The organism is Phocaeicola coprocola (assembly GCF_041333015.1).
Taxonomy (GTDB): Bacteria; Bacteroidota; Bacteroidia; order Bacteroidales; family Bacteroidaceae; genus Phocaeicola; species Phocaeicola coprocola.
The window spans coordinates 135859-161981 of record NZ_JBGKGM010000003.1; the positions used below are offsets into that span (position 1 = coordinate 135859).

Here is a 26123-nt window from a genome sequence, read left to right on the forward strand (position 1 = left end):
AGTTTTAGCCTAAGATAAAGTAAGCTAATGGCATGATAATAAGGTTCTTATAATTACGACTTCTCCTGTAAAAGCATTACTTTAGTAAAGCGAAAAATAAAGGAGGAAACAAGTAATGAACGAGCAAATCAGAAACATTTTAGTACAAGAAACGACAAAGACGAGCAAGATCCGGCAACTGTATCTTCTGGGTGTTCCCCGTGCGGAAATCGCGAGAATGGTGACCAACGGAAACTACGGCTTTGTAGTGAATGCCCTGCGCCGGATGAGGGAACGTGAGGGCGGTCCGAACGTTCAACCGTTGGCAGCCGCACCGGATTACACTTTCAACCGCAAGTTCGGTATCGAGATCGAGGCTTACAACTGCTCCCGTGAACGGCTCGCACGCGAGCTCAGGGAGGCCGATATCGAGGTTACGGTGGAAAGTTACAACCATACCACCCGTCCGCATTGGAAACTCGTGACGGACAGCAGTATAAACGGAAACGACACCTTCGAGCTGGTCAGTCCGATCCTTGTCGGCGAAGCAGGGTTGCGGGAGCTGGAGAAGGTCTGCTGGGTGCTCGACCTGTGTGACATGAAAGTGAACGGGAGCTGCGGGCTTCACGTGCATATCGATGCCGCCGGTTTCAGCATGGAGACCTGGCGTAACCTGGCCCTGAGTTACAAACATCTGGAACCGGTCATCGACAGGTTCATGCCGGCATCCCGCAGGGATAACTACTATTGCCGTGGACTGGGCCATGTCTCTGACGGGATGATACGTTCCGCCCGGACGGTGGACGATCTGAAAAGCAGGATCGGCAACCGTTACCATAAGGTGAATCTCGAGGCCTACTCACGGCACAAGACGGTCGAGTTCCGCCAGCATTCGGGAACGACCAACTTCACAAAAATGCGTAACTGGGTGCTGTTTCTCCACAAATTGGTTACCTTTGCCACAAAGGGGCAGGTGCCTGCGGCCACCGCGCTCCAGGACATCCCCTTCCTGGATGGTGAACAGAAACTATATTATAAACTGAGAACTAAAAAATTATCGGCATGAACAGGCATATGTATATTTTGGCGGATGGCGGCAGGATTACCGCCTCCGACCCTTCCGAGTTTGTACGTCTCCTGCGTGAGGGCAGCTGGTTTGACAGCGGGTGCACCGATAAGGAGTACATGGTGAATTTCTCCAACCGTTACCATGAACTGCACGGGGTGACGGTGAGGACCGACACGCCGGAGCATTTCATGGACGACCTGAAAAAGTACGGTTACATCAAGGGTTGAGAGAGCCCGTTCCTTTATTGTTACGTTCCCTGCCGGTTCATTCATCTCCGGTGGGGATTTTTTTCTTTTTTCACAGTATCTGATCTCCGTCGTATCCTGTTTTCCGGAGACTGGTTTCACGGCCTCCTTCCGCAATCATTTTTTCTTTTCACCGCCCCTCCGCGATAACAAAAACTGGCTATCCATGATAATATAATACATGACAGGGGATTTAAAGGTGTTCCGCCTGTTATCTAGTATCATTATATCCCCAAAAGAGAAGCGGATCAGGAGGGGGATACCGCCAAATTTGAAGAAGATCCCCAAAAAGAAAAATGTAGAGTATCTATTTTGAATATTATTATGATTGATAATCAGAAGAATAAGTTAATGTTGTCTTTGCGATACAGGGAATTAAGATTTGCGATATAGACGTTTTTTATCCAATTTGACAAGCCGTTGTATTTTTATTTGTATTTTTGTCTGTAGTCGTAAGAAGTCACGGCTTTTTCATTTAAGCTTTGAATTGGGCGTACCATTCCCATACCCATGCCAATGCGGCATGGGCGGAAATACCATTATTGGTAATCAATGCGTTACGAATATATCAAATCTGAATTTTTCTCATTTTTGAGCCAGAAAATGCAACACGTTAGTGAAGCTTACCGCCAGCTCCCTTATTATCTGCGCCGTTCCCTTTTGCTTATCTGATATTTTTTTCCTTCTGTTCTTCCAAACGGCAATCAGTGCCAACACCATCCTTTGAATTGTATCCAGGTTCCTAGCCGCTCGTTCAGCCTTACGCTTTATGCTGTCCTGGCGGAGGTTGCGGTCAAGATCCCAGTGCATGCTTTCAATAGCCCAATGCTGTTTGGTTATCTGACTAAGCCGCTCTGCACTGCTATCCAGGCTTGAAATATACAGTCGCTGTTCAGACGTACTTCTGCCATCAGACTTTTTCTCCGTAGATGTGAGTATTTCTATAACTGTCAAATTTCCATTCCATTTCTCCCTGTCGGCAATCAGTTCTTCCCCACGGAATATACGGCATACCCTTGACTCAATCCTGCCGTGTTCCAAGTATGGACCTTCCTTGTAGATATCAGTTGGGGTGGTGGCTTTTATAGAGTCTTCAAGCCCATAGCGCAAAGATCTTTGATTCGCCTTGAGTTCGATCACGAAGTCGCTTCCTTTACCTCTAATCTTGTCTATTATCCCCTTTTGGCATGACATGGCATCTGCTGTGACGACACATCCTGACACATCTAGTTTATCCAATAGTCGGGGCACGGATTTGATTTCATTACTTTTCTCTTTGCAAACATCAGTAGCCAAAGTAAAGCTGGAACGGAGTGAATATGCAGAGACGATATTAGGGTTGCGTCCGTTGTCGTACAAGGTACCTCGCATGGCCTTGCCAACAATACAAATGATGTCAGTTGCCGAAGCGGATATTTCCTTGCGGAAAACCTCTGCAAAAGCAGACATTCGATCAGCCATCTTTTCATCGTCGATGCTTTGAAACACACGGCAGAGCGTAGCTTCTGAGGGTAACCCATGCATATTCCGGCGGATACCCGTTCAGCATTTCCGGTGATATCCGTTCAGTCCCCAGTTAGTATTCAGTGTTGTTGGCAAAGTTAATACTTCTTTCTTAGGCTCTCTCCTTTAAGGTCAAATTTTATTGCCTTATGCACGATTCTGTCCAGACAGGCTTCCGCAATGAGCTCGCTTTGGAACACATCATACCAGTCTGCAACGGGAAGCTGGCTGGCCAGGATGAGTGCCTTCCGGTTGTACCGGTCATCTATGATCTGTTCAAAGTCATGCTGTATCTGGCCGTCCAGCTTGACCATCCCAAAGTCATCGATAATCAGCAGGTCATGTGCGTTCAGCTTCCGGAAGAAGTTTGTTTCCCGTCCTTCCAGATGTGCAAGCTTCAGGTTCTCGATGAGCATGTTCATCGTGAAGTACAGTACCTTCCGGCCGTTCCTGCATGCCCTGTCACCCAGGGCACAGGCAAAGTAGGACTTCCCGGTTCCTGCCGGTCCGGTAATGATGACCGTCATTCCGCCCGTGATGTAATTTCCGGTTGCAAGGTCGGCTGCAGAGCAGGTCTGTATGCCCCTTGCCGTGTCCGTTTCAAGTTCTTCCATCGAGGCTCTCAGACGGAAGCCGGCATTCTTTATAAGACGCTGGATGCGGTTGTTCCCTCTCGTGTCACGTTCGTACTGGAGCATGATCTGCATGCCTTCACGCAGGGTAAGCTTGTCCAACTGATGTGTTTCTTCCAGAGAGCTCCAGCAGCTTGCCATTCCCGGAAGCTTCAGCTCGTGCAGTGTTCTTTCTGTTTCGTTGCTCATAATCATTTATTGTTGTTGGTTTATGTCATTTCCTGTAAAATAGTCTTTTCCGCGCATGTTCCCGTGGTTTGACGGTGTAGGCGCATGGAAGATTACCGTCTCGTCTGCGGATGCATTCATGCCGTTACGTCTGAGTATGGCTTCAAACTTGCTGTAGGAGTAAATACCGTACTCCATGCACTGACGGCAGGTAAGGTCAAACGTGGCAAGGTCATACTTCCTTCTGAGGCTGACTATGGAGTTGCACAGCTTGTAATACACCTCTTCAGGCTGTGCGGTACGTTTGGGGTCAAAGATTCTTTTTACATATTCATGGCAGTCAGGTGATATATCTTTTGCTTTCTCCACATAATAGGCTGCCGAACGCTCCATAATCACCCTGCAGCTGGATGCGAGATGTTCCCTGACTGTGGTATAGCCGTATGTATGGCTGCGGATATGTGAGGCCACCAGTTTCTGCTCCACATAGACCTTGACCCATGAACGCGTAAAGACTACTCTTGCCTGTTTTCCTACATGGATATAGGGGACGGAGTAAAAATGGGTCACCTTGTCCTGTCTCAGCTCCACATGGCAGTTTGCCTGTACTTTCAGATCGGCATACAGGCGCATCTCATAGGGTTCCGGTTTCAAGGGTTTCAGCAGCTCCTTCTCCATGGCATGAAAACGCTCCTCACGGCTGTAGGGACGCTTCTGCATACGGGTCTGGTTGTGCCTTTCCATCAGCTCCCATACGGCACGGTTCAGTTCCAGGAGTGAATGGAAGGTACGGTTACGCAATCTGGCATAGACACGGTTATATGTAATCCTTACGGAGTCCTCTACCAGAGCCTTCTGTGTCGGCGATGCCGGGTCGCATGGCAGTACCACGAAATGGTAGTAGTTGCCCATGTCCTCAAGAGCCTTGTTCAGCTTCGGCTCATGCCGGTCATTGCTGATTACAGCCGATTTGAGGTTGTCAGGAGTCAGTATGGAAGGTACACCGCCCAGATGTTCCAGACACATCCTTATGGCATACAGAAAGTCCTCCGTCTTCTGCGAAGGTACACATACCACATAGGTATAGTCGCTGTAAGGCATGCAGGCGACAAACACCTCCACCTTGACAATTTCTCCGGTTTCGGCATCCACATAGCTGAGCTTGTCACCGGCAAAGTCCACCATGAGCTTTTCACCCGGTTTGTAGGTGTTGGCCAGTACGGCCGTAACATCCTTCTTCGCAACGAGATTCTGCTTCAGATGGTAATAGAACTGTGACTTGCCGTAACCATCGGGATGAGTCGCACGGTATTCATCGAACAGGACCTGACGGCTTACATGGGATTTGGGGTCCGCCAGCAGTTCCCTGTATCTGGGTAGCAGGATCAGAAACTCTTCCATTCTCCTGTCCGTATATGCCGGAGAACCAGCATGGAACATCCGTTCCAACTCGGGATCGTCAATCTCAAGGAGGTCGCTGATGTTCCATCCGTTGGCTTTTACTGTATTCACATAACCGTTGACGGTTTCCTTGTCAATCGGTAACTTGCGGCTTACACCGCGGTTGGATTCTCCGGCCTGCTTGAGCTGGAGTACTTGTTTTATCAGACTCATATCCTTTGTTGTTCCTGCCATGACTGTGCTGTTTCTTGTTAGCTTACCAGCACAAAGGAAACTGAAACCGGGGAAAGAATGAACGGATATGCTCCGGAAACGAAGATATACGCTCACAATTCCATGCACGGCTGAACGGATATACTCCGGAAAATCTGAAAGCATACGTCTAAAGTGAACGGGTATGCTCCGGAAAAAGGGTGCTACAACCTGCAATTCTCGGAGGTGAACGGATATGCTCCGGAAAAATTGAGATTTTAATGTCTGGTTATCCATTTTTTCATCCTTTTAGGGGATGAACGGATAAAAATTACGCTTTTAAGGTATGGTTTTATACCCTAATAAGCTGCCGGAAAGTGAACGGGTATGCTCCGGAATATGTAAACCCATACGGAAATAACCCTTTCGACTGCAGGCGTTTCAAGTGACGTTTGCCAAATTGAAGTATTTCAGCTCTGGTAATACACTTGCTGAGTCTGCCCAATATTACGAGCATGAGTATATCGTAACCATTCTATTTTCCGCCACGACAATTTTATCGGCTGTTTTTCAGCCGATAAAATAAAAATGTCCGCAAGAAAATAGTTTAGTTTTAACATTCCGATTTATAAAAACATGGCAGAAGGACCTTCTTGTCGCAGTCCTTACCATGAAGAATACATTCAAACAAGTGCTTCAGGTAATCCTGAGGGGCTATATCATTAAGCTTGCAGCTTTCTATCAGAGAAAAGATGAATGCCGAGTTTCCTGCTGCATCCTCACTGCCTATGTTCATACAGTTCTTGAGCAGCAGCTTTACAGGTTTCATCCTTTGCTCACAGAGGTTGTTCGATATTTCCGCAGAACCGTCCTTGAGGATATTTTTCAGGGATTTCCACTGGTTTATCGTATAGTTCACAGCCTTTCTCATCAGTTCGTTTGCCATGAGTTTGGTATCCTGCATCATCATGACCACCTTATGATGGATACGTTCAAGAATAGGTCTCGTAAGCTTAAGTCTTTTTTCCTTAATCTGCTCACCGCTGAGTTTCATTGTGCGGAACAAGTCTTCATTTCTGAACATATCACCGATAGGGTCTATTATATCCATCGCAGTTCTGTCTGATGGCAAGGCATCGACCCACAGCCTCCTGCAGTGTGTCCAGCATCCTATATGAAGCACCTTTGAGTCTTCTCCGTCGAACATCCTGTAAACCGTATATCCGTCTGTAGATACAGATCCCATAAAATGTTCAAGGAAGGTCTTTGCTACATCAGAGGCTCTGCTGCCGTTATTGTAATGATAGTAAACCAACTTGACATGCTTTGCAAAAAAAGCCCATAAATACTTTCTCCTGTAAGCCTTGCCTTCCGGTGTTTCAACTCCGACAAGCTCGGTCGTCTCGTCAACCATAAGGTATTTTGCCTGTTGTACAAACTCCTTGAAGACATCTTCCATAAACTCCCTAAGCCTGGAGATTCCGTTATGGATATAGCCGTTCAGCGTGGTATTGCTTATGTGGATGCCTTCTCTTGCAAGCAGTCTTATCTGTCTGTTCTCAGGCATACTGAAGTCATATTTCAGACAAAGCAGACGGGCAAGCAAATCAGGGGAAAAGATTCCTCCAAGGTTTTTCAAGGGATGCTCCATCGTGTTAGTGAAAGTGCCGTCTGCAAGCTTTACCCTTGCCACCTTGTACACATGCTCCACGTTATGAGCACGCACATGTTCTATAAACCTGTATTCCCACACATCAGCCATTCCGTTACGCTTCATAAGCCTTGCACCATCCGGGAGTTGGTAATAGTCTTCTATTTCATGAACAATTACCTTATCCACCTTCAGCCTGGTCTTTGCTGCACGGGGAGCAGTTTCCTTTTTCCTTGAAGGCCTGCAGTTCTGTGCAGGTACGTTACCGGAAGAGGTATTGCTGCCGGTACCGTTACCATCGGTCTTATTATCATCATCACCTTTCTTGCCAGAACCGTCGTACTCGGACTTCTCCATTGCAGACTTGTCAATGTTACGGTTGTTCAGCAGCCTTCTTTGCTCTGAGGTACGGCCGAAACGGTGTTTCCTGCTGTCCTCAAGTTGAAGCCTGAGATTGGATATCTCATTTGCAAGCATCATGTTCACCTCGTCTTTTGCCTCAAGCTGCTTTCTCATAAGTTCCATTTCCTTTCGATTATTCTCGACTGTTGTGGACAACTCATTGATTGTATCAACCAGAGCCTTGGAGTTCTCTTTGTTTGATTCTTCAATAGCCTTAAGCCTCGCAATCAGTTCGTTTACCTGTTTGCGAAGCCCCGCCTTTTCCTCATTCGCCAGACCCAGTTGGCAGCAAAGTAACTCGTATGCCCTTTCATCAATCATGATATAAAGGTACGAAAAATCAGGCAGTTACGCAAACTTTTTATCGTTTATTCTTATATTATTTTTATTGATAATCAATGTATTAATATTAATCTTTCGGACTGACGTACATCTTGTCAACTACTATACTTTCCGTAAGATAGGCCATGTCCGACCATTGTATCCGGTAGCATTTGGAGACTTCATCAAACACAGGTTTCTTGAATCTCCCCATGACAGGACGTTTCTCGTAAAGCACATAAAATCCGCGTTCATAATGAAGTATTTTCACAACTTTTCGGTTCCTGGACATGAACATATATACATTGGATGCATCGCTCGGGTCAAGTGACATCTCTTCCCTTATACTCTCACACAGGCGGAAGATTCCTTTCCGCAAATCCACATTACCGTTGAACAGGTAATAGTTCAGGTTAGCGCTAAGTCCAAGCATATCATCCTATCATTTTATTAAGCAACAGACTCAAATCAAGAACTGTGGTATTTCTTAGGAACAATGTGGCACCTGATGTCAATTGCAGTTTTACCCACTTAATCGGAGATTCACCTTCAGGTTGTTTCACCTCCAACTTTACGGTTGGACTGTTGCAAGGCTTGCCGGTTATCCGGACTTTGGCAACCTTGGGCTGCTCAACCTGGACTGTCTTGCCTAACTTTTCGCTCCATAGCTGATGACGCTGCCAGTTCATGAACTTGTCGTAATTTACTCCATAATCCGCACAGAACTCACGAAGATCCTTGGTCTCACTGCATAACTGATAGAGGTCATATACCTCCTGGTAGTTTACTTTTTCTTTTGCCATAATCATTGTTGTTTAAGGGTTACGGCGCAAAGGTAGGTTTAGGGAACATGCGTGTCAAGGCGGAAAATAGAATGGTTACTGCCATAATCATTGTTGTTTAAGGGTTACGGCGCAAAGGTAGGTTTAGGGAACATGCGTGTCAAGGCGGAAAATAGAATGGTTACTAATTTGTTGGAAATGAGCATAAGTTTATTACTCATAATAGTAATAGGTTACGATTAAGTTAGTTATCTGCTGCATTATTTTTCTGTACGTTGCGTAATCTTCAAAGAACTCTTCAAACGCAACGATAAGACAAAAATCGGAATTATAGAATAAGTTTTTCTATATTTTCCCGATTAATGCATTTATATTTTAGATTTAATATCTCGTGATTATTATTGTTTAATATCCTCCAGTAGCTTATTAAGTATTTTTGTCCTATTATCAATCTTACTAATTTCACATTGCCATATAATTATAACTTTCCAGCCGAGTTTTACAAGTAAATCGGAATTTTTGGCATCTCGCGATTTGTTGTTTGATATTTTTTCCTTCCAGAAATCTGTATTTGAGGATGGTAATTTTCCCTTTTTGCAATTATGCCCATGCCAAAAACATCCGTTCACAAATATTATTGTTTTATATTTAGGCAAAACTATATCAGGTTTACCCGGCAATGTTTTGACATTAATACGATATCTGAATCCTTTTGAAAATAAGAACTTACGAACTAAAATTTCCGGTTTAGTGTCTTTACTTGATATTTTTGACATTATATCCGATCTTTTAGTTTGAGAAAAAATATCTGACATAGCCTATATTATTGCTTTGCGATAAGTCTTAACCATTCGGATTCATTCAATCCTACGCGAGACAGTTGTGCACAGTAACTGTTTAAAATACGTTGTGCTTGCATTTCTTTTAAGTCTACCACCCACTCATAAGTTTCTCCATAGGAAGAATAGAATACATATTTGTCCTCCTTTTTTGATGCTTGAATAATTGTAGCACCTTCTTTTGGCTTGAATTTCACTGTTTTTATTGCAAATGAAGATTTATTTGGAAATAATTTCAATTCATTATTCACAATTAACGGATATTCGCCTTTTTCTTCTAAAGGTAAAAATAAGAATCGTCTTTCCTCCTTAATTCTCACCGAATCGCATCTTTGTTGAATACAAACATAATACTTGTCTACAGATTTTATAACTGTTCCAAGTGTTAATATCGGAGCCCCAATAGCAGGTTGAAATATATTTTTATGATGCGTCAAAATGGCAAAATCTACATTCGATTTATTCACATCGATACCATCATATGCAAATAACTCTATGGTATGCGATTGTAATTTCCCCTCGTCTTTATTTGACATATCTTTTCCTGAAGCTTCTGTATATTTATCTTTAAGTCGAGGTTGCTCGGAACTAAACATTTTTTTTAAAAGGTCTTTCGATTTGCCAATAGACACTCCATTTATACTTATCGTTTCGTCTGTAATACGGTTTTCAATCCAGTTATCAACCCAATCCTTTGTATCAATATCTGTTGTCTCTAATAATTCCGAAATAGCTTCGCCAAATAATTTTATTAATAGTTGCTTGGATTCGAATGTGTTTTCCAATAATATTTTGTGCCCGAGATATGCCGGATCTAATTTGGGAGAAAAGACGCTTAACATTCTGGATGTATTATTCCTTATTGCCGATATTGAAGATAAAGCAAAATTCGATAACAAACCGTTGGTCATGTCTGCAAATTCTTCAACAATCAAAGTCGGAAGGCTTTCATACGATACTATTTTATCTTTCAATTCCGGATTATGTGCAAATTGAGTTTCCGAATTTTGTTTTTTAGCTCTAACTAATATCTTAGAATTTAAAGATTGAATAACGCAATCTCCTTTATGAAAAGAATGCTGATCCACTTTCTGATATATACTGTTCGTAATTTCAAATAAATCCGTTTCTCCAGTATACACAATTAACAGTTTCAACATCCCAGTTTGTGATAATAAATCAGATATCAATTTTAATGTAAACTCTCCGCGCGGATCGTCATTATCTGCATCTGCATCGGGATCTTCAACTTGGTTCTCCTCCTTTTCTATATCTAAATACCAATCTAAAATGACAACATCTGCTTTATTTAGTATAGTATTGTAACTATTAACATCAGAAATGGATTTGGGTGCATATACAGCACAGATTTTTCCAGATTGTGCAAATACATTCGATACATCTAATGCGCTAAATGCATTGTTAGTCATATCATTCTTATATGCTTTGTCATCAATAAAAACAATATTTTGTATAAAGTTGTTTGCAATTTCTTTCGATTGCTCAATAAATCTGTCTGCCATATTTTTATTGCATTTTTTGAATTTTAAAAGTAACTGTAGAGCCTTCCTTAGGTTGTGCCACAAATATATCATAGTTCTCTGCATTCAAAACCTCTTTACTGATACTCAACCCCAATCCTCTTCCATTGGGCTTTCTGGAAAATCTTAATTCAAAGATTCGTTCCTTATCTTGGGGTTTTATTTCAATACCGTTATTGGAAATGTATATTCCCGTATCATCCGCATGCAACCGAATAACTTTTTCAGGAACATCACTTTGTTTTAACCAATAAATGGCATTATCAATGATATTCACAAATACAGGATAGAATGTAGAACGAAATCCGTGTATTTTTCGACCTGCAAACCCGTTAGTATGTTTAAAAGCTATATTGTGTCGTTCAAGACGGGATTTGAACAAATCTATTAAAAATGTTTTAATATCCAATAAAGATATGTCTTCCCGACGTCGATTCAATCGTCGATTTAACGGGGTAAACAAATTTAAATAGCCGTCCAAATGTTCGAAATTTACCTTGATGTTTTTATATATTCCTTCCAATTTGATATCTACATCCGACCATGCTTTTAAATCTTTCAGACTATGTCGAATCGAATTAACCGTACCGTTGAATTCATGGTGCAATATTCCGACAGCCAATCCTAATTGGCTTAATTCAACGTCCGATTGCAATCGTTCCCGCAATTCCTCTAACTCTTCCGAAGCGGCTTCCGCTATTTGGTCATTTGTAATTATTTGACCGTCTTCGTTTTTTTCGACATAGAAACTTTCAAATTGTCGAATTATGCGTTCCATAACATCCGTATTTCGACTGCTTATGGATTCTATTTCTGCTTCCATTCTCTTGCGTTCCGTTACCAAATCAAAGTTATCGGCTTTATCGGTTGCCAATAATTTGAATTGATTCTTTACGCTTCGTATTTGATTATCCAAATCGATTATCAGTTCATTCGTAAGATCCTTAATTTTGCGAGAAACATCGGAAACAACATCATTGGTTTCGCTTTTCTTCTTCTTATTAAGTGACAGAGCTTCGGCTGAAATCAGTTCCACCGCTTGCTCCAACCGCTTTCGCTTACTTATTTCCAGATTCAACTGTGCCGTATAATCATCGATTAGCTGATCGATATTTTCATTGATATTTTTAAATACCGTTTGTTCCAGAATTTTAAACTCATTAAGGTACGTGTCAAAATCCGTTCTCATTGATTTTGACATTGCAAATCCTTTAGGACTTGTCACCGATATTCTTTTTCTGTAATCGGAAACTTTTTGTCTCATGGCAAATTCCAGATCTATTATCTTCTGGCTTGCTTCATCCGCATCGTTAATGTATAAAACCGAATGTAAATCGTTCCTAAAATTCGTAAGTAATTCTTCCAGTTCGTTTTCGAATTTATGTTCCGTTAAACCGGCAAAAAAGATATCGAGCTCACGAGCAAATCTCTCCTTTTTCGATTTGGCCAATTTATCCCGACGTTCAAGTGCGTTATGGTACGCATTGAACTCGTCTTTCTTCTGATTGAAGAATTCCGATTGTGCCGTTTTGTTTTTTTCGCTGAAAAAATCAGCGGCAAGTTGTACAAAGAAATTTTTTAAAATCGCTTGAAGTTGGCGATATGCTTTATTTTCAATAAAACCTTCGCGTCCGGCTTTCTCTACCAAACCGCTGTGTTCTCGGTCCGCTATTTCAATAGCACCGAACATTCGTCGATAAGAAAAGAAATATGTTGATGCTCGTTTCGAACGATTTTTTTCAATATCCAGAAAATCATAATCGGAGTCACCATACGGTAGAACTCGAATATTATCTCTATATATGTATAAACCTCCGAATTTATCTCCTTTGGCTTTAATCCTGGCATAATTTTCGACATCTACACGAGAACTTTTCAATTCTCCTTGTAAATACGCCAAGTTAATTTTAAACGGACCACATTCGGTTTCTCTATAATAGTTATCCCGCCAATTTACAATGTGATCAAATGTTTTTTCTCCATATATTTTTACTAATCCCTTGAATTGTCCGAACTCATCAAATTGCCCTTGAAAATGGTGATCCGCCAATTCAAATTCTTCCGTGGTAAAAAAGTGTTCTTTATCTATGATGCTGACAAAACTACCGTCATTCGCCCTATAGTCTCTAAATGAAATGTCAACGACGGGAGTAGGATGATCGGGGGTCATTGTATTGTGAAATCCCATCAACATTTTCTCGATTTTTGTAGCTTCGTCCGAATTGCCGTCTCCCTCTATATCGGAAATAATCGTATCGTAAACTGGGGAGATGAAAAATTGAGTTCCACCACAGCCATTGGTTAATTCAAATCCTTGTTGTAGTTGTAAAGAAAGTTGGTGTGGGTCAACTTTAAAAGACGTGATAGAACTTTTTATTTTTTCAAAATCCTTGTCGTCAATAAGTTCTTTTTGATTTAATTTATCAAGGGATTGTATTACTTCATTTTTAATACTGTCAATATCGGCTGCATTCGGCATATGAGAGTATTCTCTTACCGGAATAACAATATCCTCCAAGTTAATCCCCGGCAACTCGAATATCTCCCAATTAATGAAAGCCACAACAATATCATATTCTTTAGATCTTAATTTTGCTTTCGATACGATTAAAACCTGACTTCCTATTGATGCAATAGCCAATCTTCCTATGCCTTTTTCTCCCATGATAGGACGTCTTGGCTTTGATATGTCAATAGGCGGTAAACTGCTTTTTTTATTTGCCAATTTACTTTCGGTCCCGAGCGTAAGCCAACGAGTTTCAAATTCCTCTTTTGTCATACCGAGCCCGTCATCACGTAATACCAGCAGATTATTACATCGGAGAAAATCGATATCGAATTTATCCGCATACGCATCATGTGCATTTTTTATAAGCTCGTTAATAGCTGTAGGGATACCGGCAATTTGTTGCCGTCCCAATAAGTCGAGAGCTCTTGCCCGAGTTTTAAATTGTGCCATTGTTTTCCAGTGCTTTTATCGTTTCACCTAATCGCCGAGCATATTCACACGGAACTGCATTGCCGATTAATTTTGCCGTTGCGGCAATACTATTTGTTTTAAACACATAGGTTTTCGGGAATGTTTGCAATGTAGCACCTTCCCGTAAAGAAAGAGCCCGATCTTCTTCCGGATGTCCGAAACGTCCGTTTGAGATACTATAAAATTTAGTTGTAATAGTCGAAGCCGGTCGATGCCACCACATACGCCCGAATGTATCTTTAAAACAATCGTCTTTTCCTACAAAGCAAGGTAATTGCAATTCCGGATCATTTGCCCAATCAAGTCTGTTCCCGCCGTCGTGTTTGGTCTTTGCCAATCGTTTAAGACATACATCACTTAATCCGGCAACCGTATGGTTAAACACACTACTGTCTTTATGGCCTGCGCTAACTTTGGGAAAACCGTTCCTTTCACCTAAATAATCGGCTAATACGGTCTCTTTATCGTCCGCCTTAGGTAAATGTATATTGACATTTTCCAATCGTGTTGCGATAAGAGAAAATCTTCGACGACTTTGAGGTACGCCGTAATAGCTCATATCTACAACCTTATAAACAGGATTTTTATATCCGAGATCTTCCAATTTTCGTAGAAAATAAGGTAAGATGCTATCTTTATTTGTGATTATGCCCGGAACATTTTCCACTAATACATATCCCGGTCTATAATATTCGATGAACCGAGCAAAGTTTTTTAATAAATCCTTAGATTTTAAGGCTTTATTCTTATCCGTATTAATTATACTGTAAAATTGGCAGGGACTGCATCCTACCAAAATCAAAAAGTCATCATTTTTCCGTATCCCAAATTTTCGCTCAAAATAATTGCTCCGTAAATTCTTTATATTAGTTTGAATGAAAACACTTCCGGAATTATTGTATTCATACGTTTCTTTGGCATCTTGATCAAAGTCCACACCTGCTATAACGTTAATCCCTGCCTGTCTTAAACCGCAAGTCATTCCACCACCTCCGCAGAAAAAATCGATTGCTTTATATTTGGATGCCATCATCTTGATTACACATTTGCGTAGAACAAAGTAATTCTTTAATATCAATCTTTAACGTTTCGGCAATCGTCAGTAGTGTTTCTACCGAAGGTTGAACTTCGTTTGTACACCAACGAGAGACTGTCGATTCATTTTTACCTAATGCATGCGCCAACCATTTCCCTGTTTTACCTTGTTCCGCAAGCACTATTTTCAGTCGATTTATCCGCTTCATTTGCATAACTATTGCTATAATCTGCAAATTTAATAAAAACAACCCGAATGACAAAATGATTAGCGCGTTTTTATAATAAGAAATATTTCTAATATAAACATAAAAACATTCCGTAAAAGCGGTTTTATCCGTCGGCACACCATCGCCCAAACAGGTTTGTACGAACGTGTACCGACTGCCGCATAAGCGGAGAAAAGGGCTTTGCATCACGCCTAACCAATGGTTTAGACTGATGATGCAAGACCCATTTCTTTTATGCTTATGCCATAGAGGTGCTTTTACGGGTTTTCTATGGATTTTTCTTTTTGCGGTTCCTTTGAGCCGTAAGCGGAAAGCTGTATATGACCGCTTGCCCATGAATGGCACAAGCCGTCCCCACGGCAGGCAAACTGGGAAGAATGATTTATCCGCCCGACCAAACGAGTTTGGACAGACAGATAAACCATACTTCCTTGCAGGTGGTTTGCCGGTTTCATGTTTCCGGCAATGTTCCTTTTCCTTTTAGGTTTCTTCTTTTCACGGATTTCTCCTTTGAAGTTTTCCTGTCTAATCTGCCTCCACTTCCGTTTACCTCCATTTTCGCGCCTTTCAGTGGGCCGCATCAGGCAGTCATTTTCGTTCTGGGCGCAAAGGTAACTCCGGGATTGGACGGGAAAGCAAGGTCAAGCCTCCTGTTTTCGGAAAAAATCTCCAGCCCTGCGGGTAGTATTTTGGCCGAAAAATTATCACAAGTTATGATAATTTCTCTGCAATGATTGTCTTCATACTTTTCTGTTTCGAATTTTACAAATTGTTTCTTAGGATTATTTGTGTGGAACATAGGTTTTCCAAAGTCGGTTTGTCCACGATAAACATCTCACAGTCCGTTTCCGCTTCTATCTCTATCGTTGATGCGGTCTGTCCATAGTAGCATGACATGCTTGCGGCCATTTCACCGCCGAATGCGAACCATTGCGTCACACCGCATCCTGTGTCGGGAACAAAAGCACGGCAGATGCCGCTTTTCATGATGATCATTATCATTTTTTATTTCTTTCTTATTCTACTTTGATATGATCGAATCCTTCTCCATAAACTCCTATAACGGCACTTTGTGAAACAAAAGCCTCCGTGTCTATATTTTTTATCAGCCGGAAGCTGACCGGCGCTTCCCTCTTCCCGGCTAATATAAACATCATCTTTACTTCTCGTCCTGTATAAAAGCCGGTTGTATTGATAATCGTCACTCCCCGGTGTGGGTATTCGTTGATATGCCGCCCTATTTCTTCATTTATTGGATATGATAAAGAACTGGATTGTCGGGTACTATTCATTGCCCTGGTCGATAGCAAAGCTACAAATATAAAGAGTTACAAACCCGTCACCACTTTTTCCCGGTCTTTCAATACAAAATGACTGGAGGAAATGATAATCATATCGCAGATAAGCACCGTTCTCCCAATGTGATGTTCCGGTCTTTGTTGATGATGGCTGCAATAATATCTGTACCTTCCGTACTTCCGTTTGCTGAAAGAGCCTCCCTATGGCAACTTCCACACTCCAACGACATAATCTATCACAATATCCGTAACTTGGTATGTCATTATCCCGATAATGCAGTCTGCCAATATCTCCATGACCTGATATATCACAATCCCGGCAACGTCGGGGAGAATCCAGACCTCCCGCCGGACAGCCGTTTGTCATGTCTTTTGCCGGTATTGACTATTCATGTCTATATATGACTATAGCTGACAAGGTACCCTTTCCCACGTTTATTCTTTTTTTCTTTGCGGCGTAGGACGATAATCCGTCATCGGGAACGTCCGCCTTACAAAACGCCCAATTGTCACATGGAATTAATGTATAAATCATAGTCATTAGTGTCCCGTTAAAATCGGGACGAATTAAATATTAATCAAACAACCCCGGGAAAAGGGGATTTAATTGCTCTTTGACATCATTGAAATTAGTCTTATTGAACAACTCTTGTAAAGGTGTTTTATCCGTTAATGAAATGCTCAAAATCTGTAGGACCTCATAGGTCGAACGGCTTAAGTGCAAATCATGTTGGATAATAGCTACCAAACAATAAGTGATAATAGCCACACTTATCTGAATACGGACTGCGTTTTCTGTGGTGCCCCAGAACCTTTTGATTTTAAGGTGCTGCTTCAACCATTTGAAGAACAGTTCTACAAGCCATCTCTTTTTATAGAGATTAGCTACATCAAGTGCAGATATATGTTTGGCATTTGTCAGGAAGGTAAATTCACGATCATCTTCTTCATCATAGAACCTGATAATCCTGAATGATTCCGGATACTTCTTTTCAGAGGTATATCCTGATAATTTCACTTCAGCATCAGATAGTATATTCTTTGGTAGTCTGCGTTTCCATTTGCAGAACTTAAATTTAAGATTCGACTTGGCTCTTACGACAAAGAAAGAGCCAGTAAGATGAATCCGATATAGTTCCTTAAACGAATCATACGCTCTATCAAAAATATAGTATGCATTTGGTTCATAATGAATTGCAGACATTGCTGTTGAGTCATGTTTTGAAGCTGTGGTTACTGTAAAAAAAGCCGGAACCTGAGCCTCAATGTCATAAAGGACATGTGCCTTGACTCCACCTTTTTTACTTCGAAATTTAGCCCAAGGAAATGTTGCCAAACATAACGGAATGGTGGTTGAATCAAAAGCGTACTTCTTTCCTTCGATATCCAGAATATGAGTAGCTCGTTTATCACTGGCTTCTTTCATCATGAAGAATGCAAAATCTTCAAAGATTCTGTAATCCCTATTTTGGTTAGCTGATGCAAGTGTGGTTTTGGCCAAGGGTTCACGACCCAATCCCAAATGATAACACTTGGCTTGATGTGCTTCCAATGCAACAATCAGGTCGCGTAGGCTCTCACGATTGCTTAGCTGTCCGAACATCATAGCAAGAAGCTGGTTCCAGCAAGTGAAATGTTTGACGTAACGATTTCCATCGTATTTGTCCACGATTCTTCTGAATTTATTGTTGTTCAAAAACTCTACCAATTGAGCGAAAACATATTTGTCTTGATTCATTTGAAGCCATTTGATTTGGTTTCAAAGGTACAATTTCAAATCGTCGCGCTTTACAAATAGAGTATAATAAGCTATGTTTCAGTTATTTCAAAGAACTATTTATCCACTTTTACGGGACAGTAATGAATCATAGTTATGGACAGCATTGAAAGGAAAAAACCAAATCCGTATCATATCAACGAGAAGGAGATACTGGATATAGTTGCCGCCAAAGGCTCATATTTGAGCTGCATTTCCGGGGATCTGGAAGAGGTGGTACCCCACAAGGAATCTTCATCCCGGCCGGAGAGTAAAAAGACGATAACGGAGGAAGAGGTAAAAAATATATTGAAGCCCTCCTGAACAACTTTTCATCCAACCGGCGCAAGCCCCTGCATATTGACGCACAGGTGTACGAATGTATCTCAGACATTGTCTGGGCGGTCAGACGTAAGGATTTCACTGTTTCCGGTGTTATAAGCCGCATACCGGTTGAACATATTAAGGAAAACGCCGACGTGATAAGGAAGATCACAGGACGGGATTACAAACTGTTCCAGCCGTAATATGACGGGAAATCCTCCTTAAAACGGCTCCGGAGGGGGAGTCGGAAACCACGACACCCAGCCGGAAGTGCCTTTGGAAAGTATTTTGAACTGTATTTCAATAATTTGAGTTCCTGACCAATACTTCGGTAAATTTTTACCGAAAAATTAAAAGTTAAACAATAGAACCGGCAAAAGCTGGTTCGGAAACACTAAAGAGGTCATTGAAATGTTGTCAAAAACGAATGGTTAAGCATGAAGAAATGTGCTGAAAAAAGAGAACTAACCTGCTGATAATAAAGGAGGAAAGTATTGCATAATTCGTTATTTCTTAGTAAATTAGAAGTCTCTGAACTCTTCTGATTATGACTAAAGAAACACTCCTTATGCAATACCAATCCGAGTGCCTGTCGGCTCTCAAATCAGTAGCGAATATACAAAAACCTTTTGAAAAAACGTTCATGGACACCATGAAATTATTCATGGCCATCCCGGATCGTATAAACTTCCTCCAATTGGGCAGATATGGCTGTTTCTCAGAACAGACTTATCGCAACCTTTTTGAGCATGAAACTTTCGACTGGTTTGCGTTCAACGGATCTGTCATCAGCAAGCATCTCACAGGCAAAAGAAAAGCCATCGCCATCGACCCTTCCTATATTCCCAAATCAGGCAAGAAGACACCTTGGATAGGTTACTTCTGGTCTGGTTGTGCAGGAGAATACAAGCGTGGACTGGAAATCATGGGCATCGGTGTCATTGACATCGACAATCATGAATGCATGACTTTAGGTTCCATTCAGACACCGGATTGTAAGACCTTGGATAATATGGACAAGAACCTCGTTGACTGGTACAGCAGCTATCTTATCAGTAGAAAAGACAAGCTACAGAGCCTGTCCAGAACGGTGGTTGCAGACGCATTCTTTTCCAAGGAAACTTTCGTAACGCCTATGTGTGAGAACGGTTTCCATGTTATCAGCCGCTTTAGGAATGATGTTGTCCTGTACTATCCGACATTGGAAAAGAAAACAGGAAAACGTGGTCATCCCAAGTGGTTTGACGGCAGGATTGACTTTGCCAATCTGGATTTGACCCGGTGCAAGGAATACGAGGTGAACAAAGGAAAGCTATACGGATTGAGGGTTTATGCTAAAGCTTTCAAAAGGTATGTTTCCTTAGCCATCTGGTATCCGATGGACGGAAGAACAGACAAGTGGCAACTTTATTTCTCTACAGACGATTCCATGGATGGACGTGAGGTGCTGGATTATTACAGAACCAGGTTCCAGTTGGAATTTTGCTTTAGAGATGGCAAGCAGCATGCAGGAATCACCAGCTGCCAGTCTACCGACTTCAGGAAATTGGATTTTCACTTCAATGCATCGCTTGCTGCTGTCAACTTGGCCAAAGCGGCATGTAAGAGGCTCGGAATAGCCTATTCCATATCCTCCTGCAAGTCATTCATACACAATGCTTATATGCTTGAACGATTTATTTGCGTGTTTGGGATTAGCCCAGACCCGCAAGTTATTGACAAACTTTTCAAAGAACTCATTTTATTTACTGCCAGAGCCGCTTAGGCTTGGCGAATTTTTAACGAACTATTGCCTGACAGGAAGCAATTTTAAATAAAAACAAGAAAAATGGAAGTATATTACATTGAAGCCGGAATCTTTGAGGAGATGCTGGCTCGGACTGAGAGCCTGTCCGCACAGGCGGACCGCTTGTATGAAAAGAACAGGGAAAAGAAACCGGAAGAGTGAATGGACAACCAGGATGTCTGCCTGCGTCTTGACATCTCTCCACGTACCCTGCAGACTCTCCGGGATACCGGACGGCTGGCATTCACCCAAATCCAGCGGAAAATCTATTACAGGCCGGAGGACGTAGAAAAGCTGATGGCCTATGTCGCCATGAAACGCAAGGAAAAGGCGGTGAGAGAAAAAAGAAAGAATGAATAATTAATCGGAAGTAGCATGGAAGGGATTATTAGCAAAGAGACGGGTAGTGTCCGCCGGTTCTTTGGCCTGCTGGATAACATCCAGACGAAGCTGGAAAGGCTTGCGGAGGATAACCGCCCCCTGTTTAACGGCGAGCGTTTTCTCTCTGACAAGGAGTTGTCGGACCTGCTAAGAATCAGCCGCAGATGCCTGCAGGATTATAGGGACCAGGGGCGTATTTCTTATATCCGGCTGGGCGGAAAAATTTTGTATAAGGTATCCGACATTGAGAAACTCCTGGAGGATAATTATCATGAGGCCCTGATATAATCGGGGGCGTTCAATATTTAAGAATGCCGGCCGGAACCAATGTTTAATGGTTCCGGCCGGCATTTCATTATTCGGACATTTCCGTCAGAAGGACCGTATCCCCTTTCTGTCTTCTTTTCATCAGCTGGTCCATGTCACCGGATATCTTCCGGTCGGTAACCTGTGCATAGACCTGCGTACTGTTGATGTTCGTATGGCCCATCATCTTGGCGATGCTCTCTATCGGGATGCCGGAGGACAGCATCAGGGTTCCGAACGAATGGCGGGCCATGTGGTAGGACAGGTTCTCCTTCATGCCCAATGCCACGCCCATTCCATGTACCTCGTACCAGAGGACGTCGCGGACCGGCAGCGGGAATACCGGTCTGTCGTCATCCGTGGTGTTGTAAAGTTCCAGTATCTGTTCGGCTATGGGATGCAGCGGGATGAACGCCTCCACGTCCGTCTTGGCCCGGCAGACGCGGATATATTTTCTTCCTTCCGAGGTCTTTCCGATGTGCCGGGGATGGAGTGCTCTCGTGTCCGCATAGGCCAGACCGGTCAGCGAGGAGAAGATGAACGTCCTGCGTGCAAGCTCCATCATCGGGTCGGGCAGCGGGGTTTCCATCATCCGCTTCAACTCACCCCGGCTGATGTGCCTTAGCTTTAACGGTTCTTTCTTTTCATATGCCACATCCTCTATCGGGTTGGCTCTCAATATCTCCCGGTCCACGGCGATGTAGATGAGCCGGTTGAGCCAGCACAGACAGTGGCTCACGTGGCTGTTCCTGTAGCCCAGCTCCTTCTTAAGAAAGACCTTGAACGATTCGGCGAACTCCTCGGTGATGTCCGAAAAGGCGATGTCCTTCATTCCGCGGGATTCGATGAACTGTCTGAGATTGAGCTGCGTGGTCTTCGACTGGCGGTAGGTCGAGGTGGAGTTGATTTCTGCCGAGCGGATTCTCAAACGTTCGCGTTCCACCTCTCCGGCCTGCAGGAGGTATTCCGGCACGGAATTGGCACCTGACACGGTGGCCTTGAGCAGTTCGGCCGTGACCACTCCCTGATGCTTCAGCAGATTATCGTATGCCTTTTCCAGCTGGTCACGGAAACCGGCGAGGCGGTTGTTTTCCCTGACTGTTCTGATCTCACACTTCTTGCTGTCCCAGTCCTCCGGCCTGCAATAGATGCCGGTGGCAACGGCTGACTTCTTGCCGTCAATGCTGATCCGGCAGAGGACGGCGGTCGTGCCGTCCGATTTCACTTTGTTACGGTTGATGTAGAATAAGAGCTTGAATGTACTGCGCATGGTAATGATATTTTTTAGGGTTAAAGAATGAGTTTCAAATCACGGGTTGCCTCGATGAACCTGTCCATGTCCTCGAACAGCCGCTTCGGGCTGACACGTAGGCTCGGCAAACAACGCCTTTCCGCTTTACAGCGGTAGGTTTTCGTTTGCCTGCCCCCGAACCGTACTTACACGTCTCCATGTATACGGCTCTCCATCTGTAACATCATCTTACTTGACACATCTCTGGATTTTTGCGTTACACTCCGCACATACAACCAAAGTCTTTCTGTGCATGTAGAGCATTTTGCGTTCCCAGTCATTTTTACCTTTTAACTCTTTGAGTGTGCGGACATGGTGCATTACCACTTCTCCGTGCTTGCCACATAGTTCGCACGTTTTTGTTGTAAGCCTTTCTATCAGACTCAACGATGGCGTTTTGAACATGTACGGCAGATTGTCACTTGGGGCTGTTTCACAATCCGTTTTACGGGCATACCCCTCATTATAGAATACCCTGTACTTGGTTTCTCCTCCCTTGTTTACAAAAGGCACTGCAAAGAGATTGTCCTTGCGGTATCTTTCAATGACTTTTCTCACTGACATATTCAGCTTTTGAGCAAGAGTTTTGTACATGGAGAACTTCATAATACAGCCGAAAGAGCGTCCCAAAGCCGATGCATTGTTTGCTATTGAGTAATAGTTGTAGAACCCTCGTATTTCGGTATTAAACTGAGCTACAATCTCGTGCGATTCATTGTCAATCATATAAGTCCGGCCTTTTGACACCCATGTTTCCTTGCCGTGTTTGGTGACAACTTTCATGGCTTCGAGGCTGAGCAGCTTGTTCTTTATTACTTCTCTTGAAACGTGTAGTATCACATTCCCGTTGAAGTATCTGCGCACTGTTCCGTTACTGTTTCTCTTTGTGGCATAGTCTTTACGGACATATATTTCGTAACCCAAAAATTTTGCGCTGTCTTGTGCATTTGTAATCAAAGTCTTTTCCTGTGACATCTCCAGTCTTAACTTTTCCTGCATAAACTTAGTGATGTCAGCTTTGATTCTCTCACATTCGTTTTTCGTTCCGATAACTCCGATAAGGAAATCATCGGCATAGCGCACGTATTTCAACCTGCGAAAGTTTACATCCATATCATTGCCACTCGGCATTGTAAGTATCAGCTTCTGCTTTTCGTGCAGTTCTTCTACCATCCTTGTTCTTACGTTTACATCCTCTACTTCATTTATCCTACGTTTTAGGTAGTGTACTCTGCTGTTGAGTTTGCAAATATCCTTGTTGCGGCTTCTTGCTGTCCCTTTATTGAATTTGTTGGCATATTCATCCATGTACTTATCGAACTTGTCTAGGTATATGTTTGCCAAAATAGGGCTTATGATACCACCTTGCGGTGTCCCTGAATAAGTCTTGTTGAATTGCCACTCTTCCATGTACCCTGCATTGAGGAATTTCCGTATCAGACGAAGAAATCTGTCGTCTGCTATTCTGCCTTTCATTATTTCTATCAGCACATTATGGTCTATGTTGTCAAAGAAGCCTTTTATATCTCCCTCAATGAACCATTTTGCACCGTTGAAATTGTTTTGTAGACTTTTCAGTGCTGTGTGGCAGCTTCGGTTGGGTCTGAAACCGTGCGATGTCCACTCAAAGTGTCCCTCATATATGGCTTCAAGCACCATTCTTACTACCTCTTGAACCAATTTGTCTTCAAAAGACGGTATTCCTAGCGGACGCATCTTCCCATTCTTTTTCGGAATGTAAGTTCTCTTTGCAGGATTGGGACTATAAGTCTCATCCTTTATACTCTCTATGAGTTTGTTTATCCTGTCAATGCTCATTTCATCCTCAGTTTTGCCATCTGTGCCGGGTGTCATGTTGCCCGGCTTTGCACACATACGTTGGTAGGCGACAAAGAACATCTGTTCATTGAATAGAATACGGTAAAGCCTTTCGTATTTATACTCGGGCTCATTGCTGTGTCCAGCTAAAATGTTTAATACTTGCTCTGGATTTCTCATACGTCTCTCACGTTTTCCGTTGTTTGTATTAAAGTTACAGACTACTTCCCTTCGCCATGTACAAGGCTTTCCCTTGCTCGGACTACTACGGAAGTTCCGTTACCATATCGGATATTCAAAAGCTTTCTTTATAGCTGTTTGTTCCAGCGTTCCGACTTAGGTAATCCCCAGTTAGTTCTCTTAATAACTATTAGCACGACATACTGTCGGATGCGACTTTCGTTCTTGTCCGCTTATTGCGGCTGTGTCATAGTCGGTTCTTTATGCTCTGCACTAACGCACAAAATAGGCAGAGTACTATGAAACAACGTATGTATAATAGTCTTCCGTTGTTGCAAGATTTGGTACCACTGAACTATCATTCAACCAATCAAGGCTTCATCCTTATGTATGTCTTTTCGTCTTGCCCCTCAGTCGCCACCTGACTATTAGTGGACTTGGAGCTTTAATCAGTATGCTACACTCCCCATCGGGTTTCCCCTTTGGATAAACTGATTGACGATAGGATTATATCGAACCCAATCCTAACTTCTTGCTAAAGAAGTATTTATTAAGCGACCATTCTGGGCGCACGGGCGTAAATTTGTGTGGTCCGGACATTGCTATGTCCCAGCATTTTGCTGATGGTCTCGATCGGTACTCCCTCCTCGAACGTGACCAGCGAGGCGAAAGAGTGCCTCCCCATGTGGTAGACAAGGTCCTGGCTGAGTCCCGCCATCAGACGCAGGGCTTTCATATTTCCTCTGAGGGTATGGTAGTCCTGTGGTGGGAAAAGAGTCTCGCGGGTATCGTCCCGGTATTTCTCAATCAGCGCGACGGCTTCCGGAAGCAGCTTGACACGTCCGAGGTAGTCGGTTTTCTTTCTACGGTACTTCAGCCAGAGGCTGCCCCCGTCGTCAGTGAAAAGGTTCTCCCGGGTGATGCTTACCGCATCCGCGTAGGCGGTGCCGGTGTAACAGGCGAAGAGGAAGAGGTCTTTGGTGATAATATGTGACCTGCGTTTTTCCGGTATCTCCAGATCACGCAGTTTCTCGAAATTCTCACGGCTCAATGCCCTCGGCGTACTTTCCTTCTGCTTGGGCAGCTTGAAGTGGCAGAAATGGTATTTCTCCGAGTGGCCCTCCTTGTAGGCGATGCGGCAGATCTTTTTCAGGATGGCCAGGTAGCCGCGAAGCGTGTCCACGGCATATCCCTTTTCCAGAAGGATGAAATCCTGGTAGTCGCGGATGAACTGCTCGTTGAGCTGCCCGAAGGCAAGGTCCGGAACCTTGAATTTCGCCTTGATGAATTCGGAAAGCGTGCGGTAGGTGAAGAGGTAGGTCGAGAGTGTGGTGGGCGCACGGTCCACACCAACACGGGCCTTCATTTCCCCGTTATGCCGGTCGAGAAGTTTGAGCAGGGTCATCTGCATGCCCGCATTGCCCTGGAACATGTCCCTGACCGCAGCGGCATCGAAATCCCTTTTTCTTTCCATGAGGGAATTGAAGGCCGAGTGTATGGCAAGCAGCAGTCTTTCTATTTTTTCATTGGTCTCCACCGCTTCCCGGCTCTTGCCGTTCAGCTGGCTCTCACGCGCGTTCCACAGCCCGGGGGTGCAGGAGAGCTTGCAGCTGAACTGCGCCATCGTGCGGTTGAGGGTGATCCGTCCCATGATCGGGGCCTTGCCGGTCTTGCCCGGCTCGCTCTTTTTCAGGTAGAGCAATACCTTGAATTTTTCCACTTTCATACGCTCTTTTTTAGGTTGTAAAAATACTCCTTTCAAAAGCGTTCTTTGGTATGCAAAACATTGATAAACAGTGAATAAAAATCCGTTCTGCCTTTACCGGTAAAAATCCGGTTACCTGCCGTTGTTTCCGAAACAGGCGGCTAACAGTCTGGTAACTGAAACGCTGCAATATTTTGTTTTATTTTGCAGGTCTGACTATCATGCAATTCTTGTAAAATGCTTAATTATAAACGATTTACGTTAAATTCGCACCATTCTGTTTTTTATTGCATTTCTAAATATTACTT

At 43.1% G+C, this 26123-nt stretch carries 22 protein-coding genes and 4 pseudogenes; 7 read left to right on the plus strand and 19 right to left on the minus strand.

Going from position 1 to position 26123, the window contains the following annotated elements:
• Positions 1 to 115 precede the first annotated feature (115 nt).
• Positions 116 to 1045 carry an amidoligase family protein gene (locus tag ACDG22_RS10030; RefSeq protein ID WP_007567636.1) on the plus strand — a complete coding sequence of 310 codons (930 nt, stop codon included), beginning with the start codon at positions 116 to 118 and terminating at the stop codon, positions 1043 to 1045.
• Positions 1042 to 1275, plus strand: a complete 234-nt coding sequence (locus ACDG22_RS10035; protein WP_007567639.1) for a hypothetical protein — start codon at positions 1042 to 1044, stop codon at positions 1273 to 1275. Before ACDG22_RS10030 ends, ACDG22_RS10035 begins: the two co-directional genes overlap by 4 nt.
• A gap of 603 nt (positions 1276 to 1878) precedes the next feature.
• Here the strand turns inward: ACDG22_RS10035 and ACDG22_RS10040 are convergent.
• The 15 genes and pseudogenes from ACDG22_RS10040 to ACDG22_RS10110 all read right to left on the minus strand — a co-directional run bounded on the left by ACDG22_RS10040 (position 1879) and on the right by ACDG22_RS10110 (position 18006).
• Entirely contained in the window at positions 1879 to 2817 is a 939-nt protein-coding gene (locus ACDG22_RS10040; RefSeq protein ID WP_270231081.1) for an ISAs1 family transposase, read from the minus strand.
• A gap of 77 nt (positions 2818 to 2894) precedes the next feature.
• Positions 2895 to 3617 (minus strand): IS21-like element helper ATPase IstB, encoded by a 723-nt coding sequence (gene istB, locus ACDG22_RS10045; RefSeq protein WP_040311749.1) that lies wholly within the window; start codon positions 3615 to 3617, stop codon positions 2895 to 2897.
• A 6-nt stretch (positions 3618 to 3623) separates the two neighbouring features.
• Positions 3624 to 5231 (minus strand): IS21 family transposase, encoded by a 1608-nt coding sequence (gene istA / locus ACDG22_RS10050; protein WP_007566682.1) that lies wholly within the window; start codon positions 5229 to 5231, stop codon positions 3624 to 3626.
• Between the two features lie 571 nt (positions 5232 to 5802).
• The gene (tnpC, locus tag ACDG22_RS10055; protein WP_143723011.1) at positions 5803 to 7563 is read right to left on the minus strand and encodes an IS66 family transposase; all 1761 of its coding nucleotides are present in this window, start codon (positions 7561 to 7563) and stop codon (positions 5803 to 5805) included.
• An 88-nt stretch (positions 7564 to 7651) separates the two neighbouring features.
• Entirely contained in the window at positions 7652 to 7996 is a 345-nt protein-coding gene (gene tnpB, locus ACDG22_RS10060; RefSeq protein ID WP_007567398.1) for an IS66 family insertion sequence element accessory protein TnpB, read from the minus strand.
• 1 nt (position 7997) lies between these two features.
• Positions 7998 to 8366: a hypothetical protein gene (locus tag ACDG22_RS10065; protein ID WP_009131422.1), complete on the minus strand. Its 369-nt coding sequence runs from the start codon at positions 8364 to 8366 to the stop codon at positions 7998 to 8000.
• Between the two features lie 377 nt (positions 8367 to 8743).
• A complete protein-coding gene (locus tag ACDG22_RS10070) occupies positions 8744 to 9160 on the minus strand; it encodes a very short patch repair endonuclease (RefSeq protein ID WP_007758072.1) in 417 nt (138 codons plus the stop codon).
• An 8-nt stretch (positions 9161 to 9168) separates the two neighbouring features.
• Complete coding sequence (locus tag ACDG22_RS10075) at positions 9169 to 10707, minus strand: response regulator receiver domain (protein ID WP_070737918.1); 1539 nt, start codon at positions 10705 to 10707, stop codon at positions 9169 to 9171.
• A 4-nt stretch (positions 10708 to 10711) separates the two neighbouring features.
• The gene (locus tag ACDG22_RS10080) at positions 10712 to 13684 is read right to left on the minus strand and encodes an ATP-binding protein (protein ID WP_007568504.1); all 2973 of its coding nucleotides are present in this window, start codon (positions 13682 to 13684) and stop codon (positions 10712 to 10714) included.
• Positions 13671 to 14738 (minus strand): DNA cytosine methyltransferase, encoded by a 1068-nt coding sequence (locus tag ACDG22_RS10085; protein ID WP_007568506.1) that lies wholly within the window; start codon positions 14736 to 14738, stop codon positions 13671 to 13673. The genes ACDG22_RS10080 and ACDG22_RS10085 overlap by 14 nt, the downstream gene beginning before the upstream one ends.
• Complete coding sequence (locus ACDG22_RS10090; protein ID WP_306439187.1) at positions 14719 to 15099, minus strand: helix-turn-helix transcriptional regulator; 381 nt, start codon at positions 15097 to 15099, stop codon at positions 14719 to 14721. Before ACDG22_RS10090 ends, ACDG22_RS10085 begins: the two co-directional genes overlap by 20 nt.
• Positions 15100 to 15227: 128 nt before the next feature.
• Positions 15228 to 15551, minus strand: a complete 324-nt coding sequence (locus tag ACDG22_RS10095; protein WP_032839982.1) for a hypothetical protein — start codon at positions 15549 to 15551, stop codon at positions 15228 to 15230.
• Positions 15552 to 15732: 181 nt separating this feature from the next.
• Positions 15733 to 15957, minus strand: a complete 225-nt coding sequence (locus ACDG22_RS10100) for a cyclic nucleotide-binding domain-containing protein (RefSeq protein ID WP_270669219.1) — start codon at positions 15955 to 15957, stop codon at positions 15733 to 15735.
• Between the two features lie 29 nt (positions 15958 to 15986).
• Positions 15987 to 16465, minus strand: a pseudogene (locus ACDG22_RS10105) (YitT family protein); the annotation flags it as partial.
• Between the two features lie 377 nt (positions 16466 to 16842).
• Positions 16843 to 18006 carry an IS4 family transposase gene (locus ACDG22_RS10110; RefSeq protein ID WP_007564783.1) on the minus strand — a complete coding sequence of 388 codons (1164 nt, stop codon included), beginning with the start codon at positions 18004 to 18006 and terminating at the stop codon, positions 16843 to 16845.
• A gap of 135 nt (positions 18007 to 18141) precedes the next feature.
• Here ACDG22_RS10110 and ACDG22_RS10115 point away from each other — a divergent pair, with 135 nt between their 5' ends.
• The 4 genes from ACDG22_RS10115 (at position 18142) to ACDG22_RS10130 (ending at position 20803) form a co-directional block, all read left to right on the plus strand.
• Positions 18142 to 18348 (plus strand): hypothetical protein, encoded by a 207-nt coding sequence (locus ACDG22_RS10115; RefSeq protein ID WP_007568520.1) that lies wholly within the window; start codon positions 18142 to 18144, stop codon positions 18346 to 18348.
• A gap of 547 nt (positions 18349 to 18895) precedes the next feature.
• Positions 18896 to 20113, plus strand: a complete 1218-nt coding sequence (locus ACDG22_RS10120) for a transposase (RefSeq protein ID WP_370858875.1) — start codon at positions 18896 to 18898, stop codon at positions 20111 to 20113.
• A 183-nt stretch (positions 20114 to 20296) separates the two neighbouring features.
• Positions 20297 to 20494, plus strand: coding sequence for a helix-turn-helix domain-containing protein (locus ACDG22_RS10125; protein ID WP_007570618.1), 198 nt, complete (start codon positions 20297 to 20299; stop codon positions 20492 to 20494).
• A 15-nt stretch (positions 20495 to 20509) separates the two neighbouring features.
• A complete protein-coding gene (locus ACDG22_RS10130) occupies positions 20510 to 20803 on the plus strand; it encodes a helix-turn-helix domain-containing protein (RefSeq protein ID WP_007570616.1) in 294 nt (97 codons plus the stop codon).
• 67 nt (positions 20804 to 20870) lie between these two features.
• Here the strand turns inward: ACDG22_RS10130 and ACDG22_RS10135 are convergent, their stop codons facing one another.
• The 4 genes and pseudogenes from ACDG22_RS10135 to ACDG22_RS10150 all read right to left on the minus strand — a co-directional run.
• Positions 20871 to 22091 carry a site-specific integrase gene (locus ACDG22_RS10135; RefSeq protein ID WP_007570615.1) on the minus strand — a complete coding sequence of 407 codons (1221 nt, stop codon included), beginning with the start codon at positions 22089 to 22091 and terminating at the stop codon, positions 20871 to 20873.
• A gap of 20 nt (positions 22092 to 22111) precedes the next feature.
• Positions 22112 to 22189, minus strand: a pseudogene (locus ACDG22_RS10140) (integrase); the annotation flags it as partial.
• A 112-nt stretch (positions 22190 to 22301) separates the two neighbouring features.
• Positions 22302 to 24110, minus strand: a complete 1809-nt coding sequence (gene ltrA, locus ACDG22_RS10145) for a group II intron reverse transcriptase/maturase (RefSeq protein WP_370858876.1) — start codon at positions 24108 to 24110, stop codon at positions 22302 to 22304.
• A gap of 571 nt (positions 24111 to 24681) precedes the next feature.
• A pseudogene (locus ACDG22_RS10150) lies at positions 24682 to 25836 on the minus strand (tyrosine-type recombinase/integrase); the annotation flags it as partial.
• Positions 25837 to 25951: 115 nt separating this feature from the next.
• On the opposite strand from ACDG22_RS10150, the pseudogene ACDG22_RS10155 reads away from it, so the two are divergent.
• Positions 25952 to 26077: pseudogene (locus ACDG22_RS10155) on the plus strand (tyrosine-type recombinase/integrase); the annotation flags it as partial.
• Positions 26078 to 26123 lie beyond the last annotated feature (46 nt).